Below are 16,183 nucleotides of genomic sequence, written 5' to 3' on the forward strand. Positions count from 1 at the left end.
TCACGGGTTGGTCGGCGCGGCGGCGCGCCGGACCCGGATTCGATCCGTCGTCGTCGCAGCTCCCGCACCAGGTCGACCGTCGGCGGATGGCCCGAACCGCTGGTATCCGATCCGTCGGCGGCCGGAGTCTGGGAGAGTCCGGCACCATGAATGCGGATGTGGGCGGCCCGCGTACCGGTGCTTCTACCCCGCCGGGACGGGGTGCAACGTCCGGGGAGCAGGCCGACGGCGGCGCGCCGGGCGCGGCGGGGGGCCGGCTGGTCGTCGCGGTCGCCCTCCTCGACGACGAGCGCCGGGTGCTGGCCGCCCGGCGCTGCGAGCCGCGGGCCTACGCCGGCATGTGGGAGTTCCCCGGCGGCAAGGTCGAGCCGGGCGAGGACGAGCTCGACGCGCTCGTGCGGGAGTGCCGCGAGGAGCTCGACGTCGAGATCGAGGTCGGGCCGCCGCTGGGCGAGGTGGGTCTGGCGAGCCCGGGGTGGATCCTGCGGGTCTGGTTCGGGCGGGTGACCGGGCGCAGCCCCCGCCTGCTCGACCATGACGAGCTGCGCTGGCTGGCCGCCGCCGAGCTCGACGACGTCCACTGGATGCCGGCGGACGGCCCGCTGGTCGAGAAACTCCGCCAGGCACTGACCGGCCCCGACCCGATTCGCTGGCCCCAGCGGCCCTGACGCCTCGCCACCCGCCGGGGCGAGGTGTCCGTACCATGGGTGGTGGCACGAACGTCGCCAGTGCCAGTCTGGCGGGCGCGTCAACGTGCCTCGACGCCGATCGGCGTGGCGAAGTTCCAGCCACGGCGTTCGCGCCACCGGTTCCATGCGGCACCGTCCTTCGCGCGGTGCCGTCGTCGTTGTTGCGGGGTTGAGAGCCCCACGTCCGCCCCGGAGCGCCTCACCGTGTCCCTTCGTGCCGATCTTCGTAACGTGGCCATCATCGCCCACGTCGACCATGGCAAGACCACGCTCGTCGATGCCATGCTGCGCCAGTCCGGCGCCTTCGGCGAGCACGCTGAGCTCACCGACCGCGTGATGGACTCGATGGACCTGGAGCGGGAGAAGGGCATCACGATTCTCGCGAAGAACACCGCGGTCCGTCACGGCGACATCACGATCAACATTATCGACACCCCCGGCCACGCCGACTTCGGCGGCGAGGTCGAGCGCGGCCTGTCCATGGTCGACGGCGTGCTGCTGTTGGTCGACGCGAGCGAGGGCCCGCTGCCGCAGACCCGTTTCGTGCTGCGCAAGGCGCTCGCGGCCCGGCTGCCGGTAGTCCTGGTCATCAACAAGGTGGACCGTTCCGACGCCCGGATCGCCGAGGTCGTCGACGAGGCCTACGAGCTCTTCCTCGACCTCGACGCGGACGAGGAGCAGATCGACTTCCCGATCATCTACTGCAACGCCAAGGCCGGCCGCGCCTCGACGACCCGCCCGGCCGACGGCGCCAACCCGGACTCGCCGGACCTCAAGCCGCTGTTCAACCTGCTGCTGGAGACCGTCCCGGCGCCGTCGTTCGACCCGGACGCGCCCCTGCAGGCGCTGGTCACCAACCTCGACGCGTCGCCGTACCTCGGCCGCCTCGCGCTGTGCCGGGTGCACAACGGCACGATCAAGCGCGGCCAGCAGGCCACCCTGTGCCGCGCGGACGGCACCCAGCAGCGCGTCAAGATCAGCGAGATGCTGATGACCCAGGCGCTGGAGCGGGTGCCGGCCGAGGAGGCCGGGCCGGGCGACATCATCGCCATCGCCGGCATCCCCGACATCACGATCGGCGAGACGCTGGCCGACGCGGAGGACCCCCGCCCCCTGCCGGTGATCACCATCGACGAGCCGTCGATCAGCATGACGATCGGCATCAACACCTCGCCGCTGGCCGGGAGGTCCGGCAAGAAGCTCACCGCCCGGCTGGTGAAGAACCGGCTGGACGCCGAGCTCGTCGGCAACGTGTCCATCCGCGTGCTGCCGACGGAGCGCCCGGACACCTGGGAGGTGCAGGGCCGCGGTGAGCTCCAGCTCGCCGTCCTCGTCGAGCTGATGCGCCGCGAGGAGTTCGAGCTGACCGTCGGCAAGCCGCAGGTCGTCACCAGGATCGTCGACGGCAAGGTGCACGAGCCGGTGGAGCGCCTCACCATCGACGCCCCCGAGGAGTTCCTCGGCACGCTCACCCAGCTCCTCGCGCTGCGCAAGGGCCGGGTCGAGCAGATGGTCAACCACGGCACCGGCTGGATCCGGCTGGAGTACCTGGTCCCCGCCCGCGGGCTGATCGGCTTCCGGACCGAGTTCCTCACCGAGACCCGCGGCACCGGCCTGCTGCACCACGTCTTCGACCGGTACGAGCCCTGGTTCGGCGAGCTGCGGACCCGGGCCACCGGCTCGATGGTCGCCGACCGCAGGGGCGTGGCCACCGCCTACGCGCTGTTCAACCTCCAGGAGCGCGGCACGATGTTCATCGGGCCGACGACGGAGGTCTACGAGGGCATGATCGTTGCTGAGAACTCCCGGGCGGACGACATGGACGTCAACCCGACCAAGGAGAAGAAGCTCACGAACATGCGCTCCTCCACGGGCGACGAGCTGGTCCGGCTCACCCCGCACCGGGTGCTCACCCTCGAGCAGGCGCTGGAGTTCTGCCGCGAGGACGAGTGCGTCGAGGTGACGCCGGGCTTCGTCCGGCTTCGCAAGGTGGCCCTGACCGCCGGTGAGCGGGAGAAGCTGCGCTCGCGGCGCCGCTGACCTCCCCCTCCCGGCGAGCCCGCGTGGCCCGCGCCGGCAGCCCATGTGGCTGGTGCGGGCCGTAGGGTCGGGATGGTGACGTTTGCTACTGCGCCGTCGACCCCGGCCAGCCCGCCGGCCGCCCGCCGGTTGATGTTCGTCCACGCTCACCCGGACGACGAGGTGATCTCCACGGGGATCGCCATCGCCTCCTACGCCGCAGCTGCGGACACCTCCGTCACCCTCGTGACCTGCACATTGGGGGAGGAGGGCGAGGTACTGGTGCCCGAGCTGATCAACCTGCGGGCGGACCGCGGCAACCAGCTCGGCGGCTACCGAATCGGCGAGCTCGCCGAGTCCTGCGCCGCGCTCGGCATCACCGACCAGCGTTTCCTCGGCGGTCCGGGCCGTTGGCGGGACAGCGGCATGATCGGCACCGCGGCGAACGACCACCCCCGCTGCCTGTGGCGGGCCGACCTGGCCGAGGCCACGGCCGAGCTGGTCCGGATCGTCCGTGACGTCCGGCCGCAGGTGCTGGTCAGCTACGACTCGAACGGCGGCTACGGGCATCCCGACCACATCCGGGCCCACCAGGTCACCGCGCGGGCCTTCACCGACGCCGCCGACCCGGCGTTCGCCCCGGGCACCGGCGAGCCCTGGCAGGTCGCGAAGCGTTACGAGACGGCGATGCCCCGCTCGCGTGCTGTCGCCGGTTTCGAGCACTTCCGCGACTCCGACGACCGGAACAACCCCTTCGCCGGCCTGCAGTCCGTCGACGACCTGGCGATGACGCTCGTCGACGACGCCGACATCACCGCCGAGATCTCCGCGCCCGAGTTCTTCGACGCCAAGATCGCCTCGATGCGGGCGCACCGGACCCAGATGGCCGTCGACGGCTTCTTCTTCGCCCTCGCTGATGGCATCGGCCAGCAGGCGTGGGGCGTGGAGCACTTCGTGCTGGCCGCGGGCACCCGCGGCCCTGGTGACGGGTCTGGTGACGGGCCGGACGGCCGTGAGCGGGACCTGTTCGCCGGCGTCACCTTCTGACCATCGCGGGAATCGCGCCGGCCTGCCCGCCGTTGGTGCACATGTGCAGCGATGTAACGCTGTAGGTGCAGGTCCGGGAGGTCGGATGCACGCCAGCAACGAGGGATTTCCCAGCCGGCCAGATGAGCCGCTGGACGCCTACTCGGCGATCGTCACCCGGGTCGCCGCCGCGCTGACCCCGTCGGTGGCCAGCCTGCGGGTACGGACGCGGCGCGGAGCCGGGGCGGGATCGGCCGTGGTGTTCACCGACGACGGTTTCCTGCTCACCTCGGCCCACGTCGTCGAGGGGCATCTCGCCGGGGGTGGCTCCCCGGTCGGGCTCGCCCAGTTCGTGGACGGGACGGAGCTCGAGTTCGACGTCGTCGGCGCCGACCCGCTGTCCGACCTCGCCGTGCTGCGCGCCCGCGGGGCGACGCCGCGGGCCGCCCTGCTCGGCGACGCCACCGGGCTTCAGGTCGGCCAGCTCGTCGTCGCCGTCGGCAACCCGCTGGGGCTGACCGGCAGTGTGACGGCCGGTGTCGTGAGCGCGCTCGGCCGGTCGCTGCCGACCCGGGCCGGCTCCGCGGTGCGGGTGGTCGACGAGGTCATCCAGACCGACGCGGCGCTGAACCCGGGCAACTCGGGCGGCGCGCTCGGCACGGCCGACGCCCGGGTGGTCGGGATCAACACCGCCGTCGCCGGGGTGGGGCTGGGGCTCGCCGTCCCCGTCAACGCGGCGACTCGGAAGATCCTCGCCGCGCTGATGCGTTACGGGCGGGTGCGCCGGGCCTACCTCGGCGTGGCCGGGGTCCGGGTCCCGCTGCCGCCGGCCGTCGCGGAGCGCACCGGCCAGAGCCACGGCGTCCGCCTCGCCGAGGTGGCCGTCGACAGCCCGACGGGCGGCGCGGGCCTGTTCACCGGCGACCTCGTGCTGTCGTTGGACACGGTTCCCATCGTCACCCCCAGTGACCTCCAGCGGATGCTGACGGAGGCCACGATCGGCCGCGCGGTGGAGCTGACGGTCTGGCGGCGCGGCGCCCTGGTGGACGTCATCGTCGTCCCCCGGGAGCTCGTCACCACCTGAGCCCTCGCGATGGCCCTCGAGCTAGCCGTTGCGAACGCCCTCGGCGGACTGCCCAGGCGATTGCGGCGCATCATGTCCTACTGTCGGAGCATGGCCCGCCCAGGTACCGGTCCCCGTCGGACGCCGCCTTCGTCGCGCTCGTCCGAGTCGTTCCGGCCGTCCCGGCAACCGGAGACGGAGACGGGCCCGGCCGAACCGGAGCCGGGCCGGGTCTTCCTCGGATTTTCCTACGCGCTGGGGGTTGTCCTCGGTGTCGGGCTGGGCCTCTACGGCGTCTCCCTCGTCCCCGACGGCCCTCGCCCGGGCGGCACGCTGCTGTCCGTCGGACTGCTGCTGGCGGTGGTGGGCAACGGGGCGGCGGCGCTGCTGGTGCGCTGGCTGACTGGTACCCGGCTGGGGCCGGCGACAGTGCTGATCGGCTGGATGCCGGTGGTGCTGCTGCTCGCCGCCTCCCGCCCCGAGGGCGACCTGCTGCTGCAATCCAGCGCCACCGCGTACGCGTTTCTGCTGCTCGGTGGCCTGAGCCCGATCGTCGTGGCGGTCCTCGGCGGGGCGCGGCGCGGGTTCACCGTGCTCCCGCCCCCCGTGAGGCCACGACGATAGAACGTAGAGCATTGTGCAAGATGTCACCGGCTCCGGCTTCCAGGAGCACGCCCGCGGATGGCGGCGGTAGCGTGAGTCGGGTGGGCAGCCCGCCGCAGGAGATCCGCAATGGTTCAGCCGCCGTCCGGGCACCCCTGGATGCGGGTGACTTCCGCCGGGCGGTCGGTCGATTCGCCACCGGTGTGACAATTCTCACTACCCTCGCCGAGGGGCGTCATCTCGGCATGACGGCGAATTCGTTCGTCTCGGTCTCCCTCGACCCGTTGCTGGTGCTGGCCGGCATCCGCCGTGACGCCCGGTTCCACGACCCGCTGCTGGCGGCCGGGGTCTGGGGCGTCTCGGTGCTGGCCGCCGACATGACCGAGGCCTCGGGGTTCTTCGCCCGGCATGCCTACGAACAGCCCGGCGACATGTTCGCCCAGTGGCCGCACACGATCGGGGAGCAGACCGGGGTCGTCCTGCTCGACGGCGCCCTGTCGGTCTTCGAGTGCCGAACGGTGTCGACCCACCCCGGCGGGGATCACACCCTGGTCATCGGCGAGGTGGTGTCGCTCGAACAGTCTCGGGACGACGCCGCCCCACTCGTCTTCTTCGAGGGGAAGTATCTCGACACCACGCCGTCCCGTGAGCCGGTCCCCGCCCAGGACGGTGGCACCGACCAGGCCGGGTGAAACCAGGTCAGTTGAGGCGAGCGCGGGCCGCCGCGGCAGCCTGGCGGGCGGCGGCGGCCGCGGCCGGCTCCACCTCGGCCACCGTGTCTGCGAAGGCTGTCAGGTCGATCGCGCCACCGAGGAAATCGCCGAGCCGCACGCGCAGCTCGCCGCGCTCGCGGCGCAGGCTCGCCGGGTGGTGCGGGAGCAGCAGCGAGAGCTCGACGGCCCACAGCCGGGTCCGCGGCGTGTCCGAACGGGCGGCGAGGATGCGGATGTTGCCGAGGATGCGGGCCAGCACGTCCTGGGGATCCATCGGGGCCAGGTGCGCCCGGTTGAACGCGACCCCGGTCGCGCGGACCTTCGCCGCGGCATCGTGGATGGTCAGCAGCCGGCCGGCCGCGAACGGGTCGACGAGCACGAAGTCCTCGGGCGAGCCGACGGCGACGACCACATGGCCCGGCAGCCCGACCAGGTAGGAGGCGACCCCGAGCCGGTGGGCCACCTCCAGCCAGACGACGGAGAGCAGGATCGGCAGGCCCCGGCGGCGGCGCAGCACGTCGGGCAGCAACGAGGAACGCAGATCGTCGTAGTCGCCGGCGGAACCGGCGAAGCCGGCATCGAGCCCGAGTGCCTCGTGCAGGGCCTCCGCCGCGGTTCGTGGATCAAGGGCGCCGAAGCGGCGCGGCTCGCCGAGGCGGCCGGCCGGGTCGGCGCCGGCCCCCGGCTGCCCCCCTTCGGCGCCACCGGCCGGCGGTGGGATGCCTCGCTCCACCCTCGGGAAACCCCGGCTGGCGGTGGCCCGGGCGGCGAGCAGCGGGCGGGCGTGGGCGGCGAGGGCGTTCAGGGCCTCGAGGGTGGCCGCGGCGTCGGTGTCGTCGGTGGTCGCGTCCGCCTCGGCGGCGAGCAGGTGGCAGGCGACGGCCAGGTCGATGGGCTCGCGCCGGATGACCTCGGCGAATCGGCTGCGGCCGCGGGCGCTCATCCGCGCGCCGCCTCGCCCGCGTCGCTCGGGGATTCCGCCTGCCCGCCGGTGGTCTCGGTCGCCGTCCCCGGGACCGGGTTCGGCGCAGTGCCCTGTTCCATCATGTCTGGGATTGTCGCGCGCCCGACCGGCCGGGTTCGGACGATGGTGCCCGGAGCCGGTTCGTCCGCTGCGGCCTCCAGACGACCTGGCGCGGTCGGGACCTGCGCATCCGCGCCGGCGCGTGATCGCCGCGCGGGGGGGCGAGGGGGTATGACGCGTGCCGCGACCATGTCATCCTCGGTAACCTGGACGCGCGTGCCCTCCGCCGTTTCGACCGTCAACACGTGCGCTGACCATGACCGCAATGTCCCGAGAACGTCACTGAGAGGTATCGGACCCGGGATGCGCCTGCGGATCATGGCTCGCGCGCCAATGTCGGCCTGAGTGATGCGGACGACATACACCACCAGTGCACGCCCTTAGTATCGACACGGAACTGTCCATGTCGATACTAAGGACTCAGTCGCCCGCGAGCCCGAGGAGGAACAACCGGTGACCTACGTCATCGCGGAGCCCTGCGTCGATGTCAAGGACAGGGCCTGTATCGAAGAGTGCCCGGTCGACTGCATCTACGAGGGCGGACGGATGCTCTACATCCAGCCCGACGAGTGCGTCGACTGCGGAGCATGTGAGCCCGTCTGCCCGGTGGAGGCCATCTACTACGAGGATGATGTCCCCGATCAGTGGAAGGGGTACACCGACACCAACGCGAACTTCTTCGAGGAGCTCGGTTCGCCGGGCGGTGCCTCGAAGGTCGGCGCGCTGGACTTCGACCCGCCGGCGGTCGCCGCGCTGGCCCCCCAGGGCGAGTCCTGAGCGGCGCTGGGCGGTCGGGCAACACCTCCGGAGTCCTGCGGTCACCTGCCCGTTCCCGGGTGCGGCTGCCCGACTTCCCCTGGGACCAGCTCGTCTCGTTCAAGGAGAAGGCCCGCACGCACCCCTACGGGCTCGTCGACCTCTCGGTAGGGACTCCGGTCGACTCCACACCGGTCGTCGTCCAGCAGGCGCTGGCCGGTGCCGCGGATGCTCCGGGCTATCCGTTGACGAGCGGCACCCCGGATCTTCGAGAGTCGGCGGCGGGCTGGTTGGCCCGCCGGCTCGGCGTCCTCGTCGATCCGGGGGCAGTCCTGCCGGTGCTCGGTACCAAGGAGCTGGTCGCCCAGCTCCCGGGGCAGCTCGGTCTCGAACCAGGGGACCGGGTCTGGGTACCGACGCCGGCCTACCCGACCTACGAGGTCGGTGCGTTGCTGGCCCGCTGCGAGCCGGTCATCGGCCCCGCGGACGGAGTGACGCTCGTCTGGCTGAACTCGCCCGGAAACCCGACGGGCCGGGTGCTGACGATCGACGAGATGCGGGCCGTGGTCAGCTGGGCCCGTGAGCGGGGTGTCATCGTCGCCAGCGACGAGTGCTACATCGAGCTAGGCTGGGAGAGCCGGCCCGTCTCGGTGCTGCATCCGGACGTCTGCGGCGGTTCGCACGAGGGCCTGCTCGCGGTGCATTCCCTGTCGAAGCGGTCGAACCTCGCGGGCTACCGGGCCGGCTTCGTCACCGGTGACCCGGCGCTCGTCGAGGGCCTGCTCGGAGTCCGCAAGCACGCCGGTTTCATGATGCCGACGCCGGTGGCGGCGGCGATGGCCGCCGCCTACGCCGACGACATGCACGTCGCCGACCAGCGGGCCCGCTACGCCAACCGGCGGGCGGTGCTCGCGGCGGTGCTCGCGGTCGCCGGATTCACCATCGACCACAGCGAGGCCGGCCTGTACCTGTGGGCCACCCGCGGTGAGGACGCGTGGGCCACGGTCGACGCCCTCGCCGGGGTCGGCGTGCTGGTCGCTCCGGGCACGTTCTACGGCGAGGGCGGGCGCCAGCACGTCCGGGTCGCCCTCACGGCGCCGGACTCCCAGGTGGCGACGGTCCCCGAGCGGATGGCCATGCTGGCACCGGCAGTCGTGGCGGGCCATCCCGGCACGGGGTCGCACCAGACCGGCCCGGCCGGCGGCCCGCCGGCCGGCGGTGGCTACCCGCAGTCCGAGCCCCCGGCCGGATATGGCGGCCAGCCGGACGGCTATCCCCCGGCCCCGGGCTACCCGGCCGGGCCGGCGCGGGCGCGTTACGAGTCCGCGGCGGCCTACGAGACCCGGCGGCCCGTGTACGAGCAGCGGCCAGCGGGCTACGAGGGGCAGCCCGGCGACGAAGGCCAGCCCGGCTACGAGGACCCCGCGGGCTACGGCCGGCCGGCCGACTACGACGACCCGCCGACCGGCCAGGGCCCGCCCTCCGGGGCCGGCCGCCACGCCGCCGGCGGTCCGTGGAACGGCGAGCCGGACATTCGCTGACGCTGCTGACCTCATAAGGTCGGGCCTGTGACCGCACCCAACACGACCTTCGACTCCCCGATCGATCCCAGCGTCGACGAACTGTGGGATCGCCGGGCCGATCTGACCCCTGACGACGCCGACGCCCGTAAGACCGTCGTCGCGGCCGTCGACGCCATCGACGCCGGGGTCGCCCGCGTCGCGACCGTCGCCGCGGACGGCTCGGTCGTCGTCGACGAGCGGGCCAAGCGGGCGATCCTGCTGTCCTTCAAGGTCCTACCGATGGCCGAGTCGACCGCCGGGGACTTCCGCTACCACGACCGGATGCCGCTGAAGACCCGCTTCGACGGCGTCCGGGTGGTGCCGGGGGCCATCGTCCGCTGGGGTGCGCACGTCCAGCCCGGCGCGATCCTCATGCCCAGCTACACCAACATCGGCGGCTATGTCGGCGCGGGCACCCTGGTCGACACCTGGGCGACCGTCGGGTCCTGCGCCCAGGTCGGCCGCGACGTGCACCTCTCGGGCGGGGTCGGGCTCGGCGGCGTGCTCGAACCGCCGAACGCGGTCCCGGTCGTCGTCGAGGACGCCGCCTTCGTCGGCAGCCGGTGCATGGTCGTCGACGGAGCCAGGGTGCGCCCCGGCGCCAAGCTCGGCGCCGGGGCGATCCTGACCGCGTCCACCCACGTGTTCGACGCGACCACCGGCGAGGAGTACCCGCGCGGCGAGATCCCCGAGCGGGCGGTCGCCGTCGGTTCCAGCCGGCTGAAGTTGTTTCCCGGTGGGGAGTTCGCCATGCCGTGCATCCTGGTGCTACGCACCCTCGCCGAGGGCGAGATCCACGACAAGCTGGCGCTGAACGACGTCCTGCGCGAGCACGGCATCGCCGGCTGACCACCGCGCCGTCGGGCACGGTGCGTCGGCGCGCGGGCCGTAGGGTCGTCGGTATGGATCTGGATCTCACCGCTGCGGTCGGCGAGCTCACCCGGCAGCTCGTCGACGTGCCGTCCGTGAGCGGCGGGGAGGCTCCGCTGGCGGACGCGGTGGAGAAGGCTCTCGCGGCGCTCGACGGGCTGCAGGTCGAGCGGGACGGTGACGCCGTGGTGGCCCGGACCTTCCTGGGCCGGCCGTCCCGGATCCTGCTCGCCGGGCATCTGGACACGGTCCCGCTGGCGGACAATCTGCCCGCGCGGGTGGTGGGCGGGCGCCTCTACGGTTGCGGCACGTCTGACATGAAGGCGGGCGTGGCGATCGCGCTTCGGCTGGCGGCCACCCTCCCGCTCACCGGCGCCGGTGCTGGCGCGCTGCGGCACGACGTCACCTGGATCTGCTACGACAACGAAGAGGTCGCCGCCGACCGCAACGGGCTGCGCCGCCTCGCCGAGCGGCACCGGGACTGGCTGGACGCGGATCTCGCCATCCTCATGGAGCCGACCTCCGGCGAGGTGGAGGCCGGCTGCCAGGGCACGCTGCGCGCCGTCGTCACGCTGCCCGGCACCCGGGCGCACTCCGCCCGTTCCTGGCTCGGCGACAACGCCATCCACAAGGCGGGCGAGGTCTTGCGCCGCCTGGGCGAGTACCAGGCCCGGACGGTGACGCTGGACGGATGCACCTACCGCGAGGGGCTGTCCGCGGTCCGCATCGACGGCGGCGTGGCCGGCAACGTGATCCCCGACCTGTGCCGGGTCACGGTGAACTTCCGCTTCGCGCCGGACCGGACGCCACAGGGGGCCTTCGCCCATGTCCGGGAGGTCTTCGACGGATTTGACCTGGAGCTGACCGACCGGGCGGGCGGCGCGCCGCCCGGGTTGGCCGCTGCGGCCGCCTTCGTCGCCGCCACCGGCCGGGTCCCGGTGGCGAAGTACGGCTGGACGGACGTCGCGCGCTTCGCCGAGCTCGGCATCCCGGCGCTGAACTACGGCCCGGGCGACCCGAACCTCGCCCATACCCGCGACGAGTACGTCGAGCTCGCCGCGATCGACGAGGGCGAACGGCTGCTACGCCGTTACCTGACCGCCTGACCGCGGCCTGGTCGCCTGGCGACGGCAGACCTTCACCATGCGTGACTAAGGCTGCGGTCGTTAAATGGGCGGTTTGCCCCGTTGTGGCATGCGGTGGAAGCGGGCTGGGTTCCGGTTCGTCCGGTGTGCTCCAGACGGAGAAAAGTGTCCCGGGCGCGGATTTCGCGCGAATCGGTCCAGCAGCGATTTATGTCACGCACGCGAGTCATCACGTGATGCCGGCATAGATCTGGCGATGCCGGGACGTTAGAGTTGGCTGCGCACCTACAGTGCCGGCCGGACGGGGGGTCCGTGTAGCCGGTGATGCGGCGAGTCAGGTGGGCTCGGGCGGTGGCCAGGATGCAGCGCCATGCGCCGTGACCAGGGTTTTCGGTGTTACGAGTCCACTTTCCGTCGTCGTCGGCCAACGAAGGTCGTGACCATGGGGGTCTGCCAGGTGACGGACACTGTCTTCAGCGATGCCAGGATTGGTCCGGGGAGCGACCCGAAGACTGGGCCCAATGGCAACGAATCGGACAAAAAAGACGATATCTACGATGAACGTACGCTGACCAACATCAGACGAAGGTCGATACCGACGGGTCCGCAGCAGCTGGCCGAGGTCGGGGCGCAGGCTGCCTCGACGATGACGGAACAGGCGACCCCGGTGCAGCGGCTGCGCGCGCAGTCCGGGGCGCCCGGCGGGTTGGAAACGGCGGAGGGGGACGCCCTCGGCGGGGCCGGGGCCGCAGGGGAGAGCTACGTCCTTGGCGCGCTCGGGACCGCCGCCGAGAGTGACGCTGCCGGCTGGCCCGGGGCCGCCCGGGGCCGCGGCGCCCGCAGGGAGGCCGGCGACCGCAGCGGCGCCCCGCTCGGTCCCGAGGACCGCGCCGGTGCATTCGAGGGCTACCGGGCCAGGGTGCCCTGGGAGCGCAGGTTCGGCTGGTTACTGATGGGTTCGGACGCGGCGGCCTGTGTGGTCGCCGCCGGCGTGGCCTACCTCGTGCGGTTCGGCGGTCTGGTCGAGTTCGACCTGAAGCCGGTGTCCGCGACGCCCTACGTGGTGATGTCGGTCGCGCTGCCCGTCGTCTGGGTGCTGGCGATGTTCCTGGGGCGCGCCTACGAGAGCCGTTTCCTCGGCAGCGGGTCGGAGGAGTTCCGCCGGGTTCTCAACGCCGCCGCGCACCTGACCGCGGTCGTGGCCGTGCTGTCGTACGCGACCAAGGCCGAGCTCGCCCGCACCTACGTCCTGATCGCCTTCCCTGCCGCGATCCTGCTGACGGTGCTCGGCCGCTGCGCCGCCCGCGGCTACCTGCACCGCCTGCGCCGCGGTGGCCGCGGCCTGCACCGGGTGCTCGTGGTCGGCGCCGGCGACTCGGCGGCGTCGCTCGTCCGGCTCGCGCGGCGCGACCCCACCGCGGGCTGGTCGGTCGTCGGCGTGGTGCTGGACCGCTCGCCCGGCCGGCACAGCCACGACCACGCGGACCGCGGTGGCTTCGACCTGCTGGGTGTGCCCATCGTCGGCACGCCCGAGAGCCTGCACACCGCCATCCGGGCGACCCGGGCGACCACCGTGGCCATCAGCCCGCAGATGGACGGCGAGACGCTGCGCCGGGTCCTGTGGATGCTGGAGGGCAGCGACGTCGACGTGCTGGTCTCCTCGGCGCTGACGGACGTGACCGGCCCGCGGATCTCGATCCGCCCGGTGGCGGGCCTGCCGCTGCTGCACATCGAGGAGCCGGAGCTGACCGGCGCGCGCCGGGCCGTGAAGGGCCTGTTCGACCGCAGCGTGGCCATCGGCGTGCTGCTGCTGTCCGCGCCGCTGTTCGTGGCGCTGGCGCTCGCGGTCCGCCTCACCAGCCCCGGCCCGGCGATCTTCCGCCAGACCCGGGTCGGGTGCGACGGCCGGCCGTTCACCATGTTCAAGTTCCGCTCGATGTACGTCGACGCGGAGGCGCGCAAGGCGGAGCTGGCGGCGCAGAACGAGCGCGGCGAGGGCCTGTTGTTCAAGATGCGCGACGACCCCCGGATCACGAAGGTCGGCAAGTTCCTGCGCAAGTGGTCGCTCGACGAGCTGCCGCAGCTACTGAACATCGCCAACGGAACGATGTCCTTGGTCGGCCCGCGCCCACCGCTGCCGAGCGAGGTCGCCAAGTACGAGGACGAGGTCCACCGCAGGCTGATGGTCAAGCCCGGCCTGACCGGCCTGTGGCAGATCAGCGGCCGCTCCGACCTGGAGTGGGACGAGTCGGTCCGCCTCGACCTGCGCTACGTCCAGAACTGGTCCCTGCCGCTCGACTTCTACATCCTCTGGCGCACCGTCTTCGCCGTACTACGCCGCGAGGGCGCCTATTAGCGGACCGACCTTGGGCGGGTCGCCCGAGGTCGGTGCATGCCGGCCGACGACTCTCGCATCGTCAGCCTACGGTCCGCTGTTCAGGAATCCATGCGATGCCAGACAGTCCAACCACCGGGTTCGGGTAGTCTCGCGATCTTGCGGTACTTCGTCCTGTCGTTCAGGACGTCCTGAATCTGCCAGTCGAGCGTCGCTGTCGGCCCGAACCGAAGGACCACGACGTCGAAGTAGCGGTCGGTAAGCGCGTGACGGTACGCATCGAGCCCGGTGTAAGCCGCGCCATTCCTGGGGTCCTGATAATAGAGAAAATAGGTGCCGCTCCACTGCCAGGGCGCTGTCAGCCCTTCCAGGTAGTAGCGAGGCACCTCGGATTCCTCGACCAGATAATGGCCGGACCCGAACCGGACCTGCGTCTTCAGCAGCGCCGTCAGGGGCTTGCTGTCTGCCCAGCCACGGAAAAGTTCATGAGCGTTGCGAACTCCGCTTGCCAGCAACATGACGGCCGCTAGCGAGACCGCCAGTAGCCGCGGTGCCAGCTGGCGCCGCGAGTCGTACAGCTCTATTCGACCCAAGATGAAGGCCACGCCGGCGCCGGCAAGTGGTGCGGCGAAGACGAGGCCGAACGCAACATGCTTGTGCAGAGAAGTCAGCTCGCCCGAGCGGGCCTGGAAGATGATCGGCAAGAGTGAGGAGAGTAGCAGCAGAGCGGTCAGTGCGGGTCGACGTCTTCCGACGAGCACCATTCCCACAATGGCTACCAGGAGGGTTGGCGCGGCCCATTCCAGGCCTTGCCGGGCCACCTCGACAGGCGAGGTGGGGCCGAGCGCCTTCCGTGACAGAGTCGTGGTGACAAGACCGGATAGCTGGCCGGTTCCGGTCAGCCACAACCAGCATCCGACCACCCCGACGGCTCCGACCGTCATCCCCAGTGCAACGCAGAGTAGTCGACCCGCCGAGCGGACGCGGACCGCTGACTCCCGGTATCTCCTTCCGCCCGGAAAATCGGGCGCCGGTGACCTTGCCATTCGAAACACCGTCATGAGAATTAGTAGCAGGATGGACGGCACAAACAGGGCGGCGACATACTTCGTGACGACGGCACCTGCGAGCAGGAAACCTGAGCAAGACGCCAGTAGTCCGGCGCGCCCTCTACGGCTGTTCTCGGCGGCGCTTAGCCCCGTCGCCAGTCCGGCGACCAACAGCATCAGAGCCATCGCATCATAGGTGGCGAAATGCCCGACGAAAATCACCGGGCCGGAGAGGATGAAAGCAGCAGCACCCGCAACTCCGGCGGTCTGCCCGTACAGACATCGCCCTACCGAGGCGATCAGCGCGGTTGTGATGACGCAGCAGACCAGACTGAACAGACGGGCACCGGCGAGGCCGCCCGCGGTGTCGGCCAGAGCACCAAGAGGCGGATAGACGTATGGAGAGCCCGAGAAATAAGAACCAAAATCCTCGGTAATTGGATTCCCGTGCCGCCACGAGTTCAATATCTGGTGGCCCGCGTCAAGATAGAGCGCCTCATCTTGGAATGCGGTCGCGGATAGCCTGAGGGTCATCGACACCTGCACTACCAGTACAGCGGCCAACCCGAAACGGCGGCTGAATAGAAGCCGGGACCCCTGGCGATGTCGCGTGTCGGGGGGTGCTGTCGCGGTCCACCGACGGTGGGCACGTCGAGGGATCTCAAGGGTTTGGGTGCTCATGAGACCGCTCCGCAGTTTTCGGGACTCGATGCTCCGGAACTCAGGGTCTTGACACCCTGCTCGCCGAGGATTTGAGCCGTGAGATAAGCTCCCGCGCGCCATGCCGCAAGTTCCTGGCGAGCAGCATAGGGGTCGGGGCCGTCGGTCTGATAAACCAGACCGATTGCCTGGTAGGATTTTGCAGCGCTGACTGCCGCACCTATCCAGGCGCCGACCTGATTCGGATCGCCTGCTGCGGCGAGGGTTACCAGCAGCGGTTTGTGCGGATAAGCCAGCTGTATACGGTCGAGTTCCTCGTTTGGTATCACCCATTGTGTCCCGGGGTATTGGACCCAGGTGACAGCGACTACATCGATCTGGTCAGTCGATGGTCGATAGCGGGTACCGTCCGATGGGGCGGCGGGCTGCCAGGTCCAGGCGACGTTGTCGGCATGAGCGTGGTCAAAGATGCGACGGATATGCGCCCATGCTCTAGCGGAGTCTGGCGGAACCCCGCCATTGGCCACGGCGGAACTGGCAACGTAGTTACGGTCCACCGACGGCAACACCGTCAGGTACAGAGGATGTCCCCATTTCGCGATTTCTTTGGCCCATCGCCGGATGGCGGTGTCCTGGACAGAATTCACGATGGCAGGCAGCGCAGAGCCGAGCGAGCTCTTTCCGTTGTGGGTGAACACGAGCGTCAACGAACACGAGCGTCAACCAAGG

15 protein-coding genes are annotated in these 16,183 nt (G+C 71.0%); 11 read left to right on the forward strand and 4 right to left on the reverse strand.

All coding sequences use genetic code 11. From position 1 onward, the window contains the following. Window positions 1-146 precede the first annotated feature (146 nt). The 6 genes from G6R25_RS12355 (at window position 147) to G6R25_RS12380 (ending at window position 6,092) form a co-directional block, all read left to right on the forward strand. The gene (locus G6R25_RS12355) at window positions 147-668 is read left to right on the forward strand and encodes a (deoxy)nucleoside triphosphate pyrophosphohydrolase (protein ID WP_163553093.1); all 522 of its coding nucleotides are present in this window, start codon (window positions 147-149) and stop codon (window positions 666-668) included. 225 nt (window positions 669-893) lie between these two features. Beyond that, a complete protein-coding gene (gene typA, locus G6R25_RS12360) occupies window positions 894-2,729 on the forward strand; it encodes a translational GTPase TypA (protein ID WP_163553094.1) in 1,836 nt (611 codons plus the stop codon). A 132-nt stretch (window positions 2,730-2,861) separates the two neighbouring features. Then, window positions 2,862-3,755, forward strand: coding sequence for an N-acetyl-1-D-myo-inositol-2-amino-2-deoxy-alpha-D-glucopyranoside deacetylase (gene mshB, locus G6R25_RS12365; RefSeq protein WP_163553104.1), 894 nt, complete (start codon window positions 2,862-2,864; stop codon window positions 3,753-3,755). Between the two features lie 85 nt (window positions 3,756-3,840). After that, a complete protein-coding gene (locus G6R25_RS12370; protein WP_163553095.1) occupies window positions 3,841-4,818 on the forward strand; it encodes a S1C family serine protease in 978 nt (325 codons plus the stop codon). Window positions 4,819-4,908: 90 nt separating this feature from the next. Then, the gene (locus tag G6R25_RS12375; protein ID WP_235948202.1) at window positions 4,909-5,421 is read left to right on the forward strand and encodes a DUF6113 family protein; all 513 of its coding nucleotides are present in this window, start codon (window positions 4,909-4,911) and stop codon (window positions 5,419-5,421) included. A gap of 80 nt (window positions 5,422-5,501) precedes the next feature. Then, window positions 5,502-6,092: a flavin reductase family protein gene (locus tag G6R25_RS12380; RefSeq protein WP_235948204.1), complete on the forward strand. Its 591-nt coding sequence runs from the start codon at window positions 5,502-5,504 to the stop codon at window positions 6,090-6,092. A 7-nt stretch (window positions 6,093-6,099) separates the two neighbouring features. On the opposite strand, the gene G6R25_RS12385 is transcribed toward G6R25_RS12380, so the two are convergent. Together G6R25_RS12385 and G6R25_RS30435 are read right to left on the reverse strand one after the other, a co-directional pair. Next, window positions 6,100-7,056 carry a transglutaminase family protein gene (locus tag G6R25_RS12385; protein WP_163553098.1) on the reverse strand — a complete coding sequence of 319 codons (957 nt, stop codon included), beginning with the start codon at window positions 7,054-7,056 and terminating at the stop codon, window positions 6,100-6,102. Continuing rightward, window positions 7,053-7,505 (reverse strand): putative acetyltransferase, encoded by a 453-nt coding sequence (locus G6R25_RS30435; RefSeq protein WP_419469352.1) that lies wholly within the window; start codon window positions 7,503-7,505, stop codon window positions 7,053-7,055. The genes G6R25_RS12385 and G6R25_RS30435 overlap by 4 nt, the downstream gene beginning before the upstream one ends. 85 nt (window positions 7,506-7,590) lie before the next feature. Here G6R25_RS30435 and fdxA point away from each other — a divergent pair, with 85 nt between their 5' ends. The 5 genes from fdxA to G6R25_RS12410 all read left to right on the forward strand — a co-directional run bounded on the left by fdxA (window position 7,591) and on the right by G6R25_RS12410 (window position 13,766). Then, window positions 7,591-7,914 carry a ferredoxin gene (gene fdxA / locus G6R25_RS12390; protein WP_009742053.1) on the forward strand — a complete coding sequence of 108 codons (324 nt, stop codon included), beginning with the start codon at window positions 7,591-7,593 and terminating at the stop codon, window positions 7,912-7,914. A 59-nt stretch (window positions 7,915-7,973) separates the two neighbouring features. Beyond that, entirely contained in the window at window positions 7,974-9,434 is a 1,461-nt protein-coding gene (dapC, locus tag G6R25_RS12395; protein WP_163553099.1) for a succinyldiaminopimelate transaminase, read from the forward strand. A 27-nt stretch (window positions 9,435-9,461) separates the two neighbouring features. Next, window positions 9,462-10,304 carry a 2,3,4,5-tetrahydropyridine-2,6-dicarboxylate N-succinyltransferase gene (locus G6R25_RS12400; protein ID WP_163553100.1) on the forward strand — a complete coding sequence of 281 codons (843 nt, stop codon included), beginning with the start codon at window positions 9,462-9,464 and terminating at the stop codon, window positions 10,302-10,304. A gap of 53 nt (window positions 10,305-10,357) precedes the next feature. After that, a complete protein-coding gene (gene dapE / locus G6R25_RS12405) occupies window positions 10,358-11,431 on the forward strand; it encodes a succinyl-diaminopimelate desuccinylase (protein ID WP_163553101.1) in 1,074 nt (357 codons plus the stop codon). 625 nt (window positions 11,432-12,056) lie between these two features. Next, window positions 12,057-13,766, forward strand: a complete 1,710-nt coding sequence (locus G6R25_RS12410; protein ID WP_336501308.1) for a sugar transferase — start codon at window positions 12,057-12,059, stop codon at window positions 13,764-13,766. Between the two features lie 80 nt (window positions 13,767-13,846). Here the strand turns inward: G6R25_RS12410 and G6R25_RS12415 are convergent, their stop codons facing one another. Both G6R25_RS12415 and G6R25_RS12420 read right to left on the reverse strand, forming a co-directional pair. After that, window positions 13,847-15,358, reverse strand: a complete 1,512-nt coding sequence (locus G6R25_RS12415; protein ID WP_205447080.1) for a glycosyltransferase family 39 protein — start codon at window positions 15,356-15,358, stop codon at window positions 13,847-13,849. A 113-nt stretch (window positions 15,359-15,471) separates the two neighbouring features. After that, window positions 15,472-16,161, reverse strand: coding sequence for a hypothetical protein (locus G6R25_RS12420; RefSeq protein ID WP_163553103.1), 690 nt, complete (start codon window positions 16,159-16,161; stop codon window positions 15,472-15,474). Between the last annotated feature and the right edge of the window lie 22 nt (window positions 16,162-16,183).

Source organism: Candidatus Frankia alpina (genome assembly GCF_902806485.1).
GTDB lineage: Bacteria > Actinomycetota > Actinomycetes > Frankiales > Frankiaceae > Frankia > Frankia alpina.